The sequence below is a fragment of the Formosimonas limnophila genome (assembly GCF_014652675.1).
In the GTDB taxonomy this organism is placed as follows: Bacteria; Pseudomonadota; Gammaproteobacteria; order Burkholderiales; family Burkholderiaceae; genus Hydromonas; species Hydromonas limnophila.
Map to the genome: position 1 here is coordinate 1 of NZ_BMZG01000022.1, position 3711 is coordinate 3711.

At 53.7% G+C, this 3711-nt stretch carries 2 protein-coding genes; both read right to left on the reverse strand.

The window, feature by feature from the left end; translation table 11 throughout:
* The coding region (locus tag IE082_RS10895) for a two-partner secretion domain-containing protein (protein WP_189493940.1) at nt 1-2902 on the reverse strand (2902 nt) is incomplete at its 3' end.
* Between the two features lie 48 nt (nt 2903-2950).
* A partial coding sequence (locus IE082_RS10900; RefSeq protein WP_189493941.1) for a ShlB/FhaC/HecB family hemolysin secretion/activation protein occupies nt 2951-3711 on the reverse strand: 761 nt, incomplete at its 5' end.

The following is a 3711-nucleotide window of genomic DNA, read 5'->3' on the forward strand; positions in this document are numbered from 1 at the left end:
TTTTAGCGTTGTTGGTGACATTGCCGCTGCTTCTCAACGTGAGGTTTTTAGCGGCTTGTACCGTGGCGTTGTTGGTGAAGTCATCGGTCAGAGTGATGCTCATATCGCCGTTTGAGAGGACTTTGCCATCACCTGTGAGGTTCTTGGCGGTGATGGTGTTGCTTGTGCCTGCAATCACGGTGCCATTGGTGTTGGTGATAGCAAGGGTTTGCGGTGTGTTTGTTGCGGCATTGGTGTCTTTGACCTCAATGACTTTGCTCGAAGTCAACAAGCCGTTGGTGTTGTTGACTGTGCCGCCGCTGGTAATAGAGAGGGTTTCATCGGCGCGAATACCACCCGTTGTGTTGTCTACCGTATTGGCAGTGAGTACGACTGTGCCACTGTCAATGCCTTTGTCTGTGGCATTGGTGTTGGTGTTGATGACGGTTGCGGCGTTAATCGTGGTCGTGCCACCTGAGCGAATCAGGCTGTTGTCGTTGTTGACTGTACCAGCACCCACTGCGATATTGGCGTTGCCCACGGTGATGATTTGACCGCCACGGTTGTCAATGCCTGTGGCAGTGATGGTGTTGTTGGCTTCACCAATGATTTGCCCACCCGTGCTGTTGGTGATTTGTGCGGCGTTGATGCTGGCATTGCCTTTGCTACTCACATAGCCCGCGCTGTTGTTGAGGTCGCCCGAATCGACTGTGAGTGTGCCTCCCGAAACAATACCGCCTGTTGTCCCGCTATTGGTATTGGTGAGGGTTTGACCGTTGGTGTTGATGGTCAAGTCGTTCAAGCCTTGAATCAGACCTGCGTCATTGGTCAATGCCCCTGTTGTTAGGACTGTGCTGCTTCCCGATACCGTGCCTCGTGTGTTGGTGAGGGTGTTGTTTTGGGTATTGAGGTGGACAGCTGTGCCTGCGACTTTGCCATCAGTGTTATCAAACGCCGTGCTGGTGATTTTGGTGGTTGCGACTGATTGGATAGAGCCTTTGGCGTTGTTGACGATACCACTTTGTACGGTTAAACCTGCCCTCGTTGAGGCAATCGTACCTTGTGTGTTGTTCAGGGTTCCCGCATTAAGAACTTGCTCGCCCGCGCTGCCTATCGTGCCATTATCATTGAGCACCGCCCCGCTGATATTCGATGTGAGCGTGCCGCCTGCGGTGATTTGGCCTTTTGAGTTGGTGAGGCTGTTGGCGGTTATGTCAACATTGCCGCTTGAGCCAAACTTGCCCGCTGTGTTGGTGATGCTGTTGGTGTTGATACTCGCTTGGGTGCTCGTAATGGTGCCGCCTGAGTTGTCGAGCGCACTGCCTGTGACTTTGAGTTTGTTCAGATTGAGCGTGGCACTATTGGTCAAACCGTTGGTGCTGGTTAAGTCAATACCACCATTGGCGGTGATTTGACCCGCATCGTTGGTGACTTGTCCCGCAACATTGATTAAGCCGTCCGCTAAAACCACTGGCGCAGGTTGTACGACGATGGCACTACCACCTCCCGAAGCCGTTGAGGGTGTGTTGGTTGTTCCTGTGCTTCCGCCCGCACCTCCTGTGCCCCCGCCTGTTGAACCCGTACCGCTACCGCTGCTGATCGGCTCATAACCAATCAAACCACCATTGATATTAGACAGACCGCCCGCATTGAGCGCAAGGGCTTGGCTGCCTGTTTGTTGGATTTTACCCTTGGTATTGTTCAGGCTGGCAGCGTTGACTTCAACCCGCTGGCCATTCATGACCCCATTGCTGTTGTCGATGCCAGTGGCGTTGACTTTGAGTTCACGGCCTGCGGCGATGGTGCCACTGTTTTGTACGGCATTGGCAATGATGTGGTTGTTGCCTTGGCTTGAAATCGTCCCGCTGTTGACCACGCCCGTGGTGTTGATGGTGACGGCATTGTCTGCGCCATTGGCATTGATGGTGCCTGAGTTGGTGAGCATCCCGTTGTTGCTGATCGCCACATTGCCTGCACTGGCGGCCAATTGCCCTGCATTGTTGACCCCCAAACCCTGCTCTGTGCCGACGAGGGTGATTTTGCCCGCATACATGCCCCCAAGGGCGGCTGTGTCGATGGCATAGCTTGGGGCTGCACCCGTGCCTGTCATGGCTGTCGCTGTGCTGTTGGTCGCGTCAATCTGATTCGCGCCTGCGGTGACTTTGAGGTTGTTTGCCCAAATGCCCGCATTGACTTTAACTGAGCGAGCGAGAATGTCGGTGTAGTCAGAGCCACGGGTGTCCAAACCTTGGCCGTCTACGGTGATTTGACCTTGGGTGACACGGTAGCCTTCAAGTGAGCCACCGTTGATGATGGGATTGCCCGTAGTAAGCGTGGTGCGGCTGGCATTGATGAAGCCACCACCCGACACTGAGATGCCCGCAGGATTGGCCAAGATAACCTCGGCTTTTTGCCCAGCGACTTCAACATATCCATTTAGATAGGATGGGTTGACCGAATTGACGTTGTTGACAATCACCCGTGCTGAACCCGTGGCGAGCCAAGGATTGCTCTGTACATAACCTGCGATTTGCGTATTGGTCGCCGTGCGCGAGTTGTTGAGCACCACACCATTTGAATTGACATCAAACTGCTTGTATTGGTTGACCGACACGCCTTGCGCTGATGGTGTCTGAATATTGACCTGCGTCACACCACTGGCTGTGGTGAGCACCGTGGCCTGCTGGTTACCTGGTGCCGTCGGGTCCGCTATCACTTGGGCCTGCACAGGTAATACAACAGCCGTGCCAAACGCGAGCATCAACAAAAATGAGAGTGACTTAAGCGCACTGCTGCCCCAACCATTTGCCACGCCACCTGACGATTCTGCTGCGGCTTTACCTTCTGCCGTGGTCAGCTCGGACACAACGTCCATCTTGCCCGTGCGTTTGTTGAAGATAACTTTAAATATATGGCGGTTCATTATGATAATTCCTGTATTAATTGCTTGATGTCATTAAGAGGTTGCGGTTTAAAACGCATACGATAGATTAAAGCCAAGGGCAAACTTGGCAGTGTTGAAGTATTCAGGCTTCTTGATGGGTGTACCAGCAAACAAGTCGTATTGCAGATCACCACCGAGTTTGACTTGACCTCGAAGGCCCAGTGCGCCACCAATCATGGTTTGACCCAACAAGTACTCTGCGCTCGGCCCTGCGACGTGACCCGCGTCCACGGCAGCGTAAAGCTGATGACCCTGCGCATACGTCCACGTGAGTTCATTGCGGCTGTACCAGCCACGCTCTGCGGCTAGGGTCATTTTGCCGTCAAAGCCCCTCACCGTACTTCTGCCGCCAATGGCGATTTTGTCTTGTGGCGTGAGGGGGGTTTTGTTCCACTGGAAGTGGTTGCTGGTACTAAAACCGAATGACGCGTTCTTGATTTTGAACGGCAGAGTGAAGCCCACGTCGGCGGTGATGATTTTCATACGACTGGTGCCTTCACCGAAGAGTTCTTCGGGCGCTGGCAAAGCGTTCTTGGCACCCGTGCCTCGTTTGTACGCAAGACCGAGGTCAAGTGTGGCGTTGCCAATGTATTCTTTGTGGGTTAAACCCAGCTCCCAACCCGCTGTTTTACGACGCTGCACCTCGATTTCAGTGTCGTCAATGTAGTTGTCTGAGTAACGTGTCCAGCCTTTGATCGAGGCGGTGGTTTTGCGGTGGGCGTCGCGGTAAACCATGCGCGAGAGCTTGAGGTCTTGCGTGCGGCTATTGCCCGAGTAGTTGTATGTTT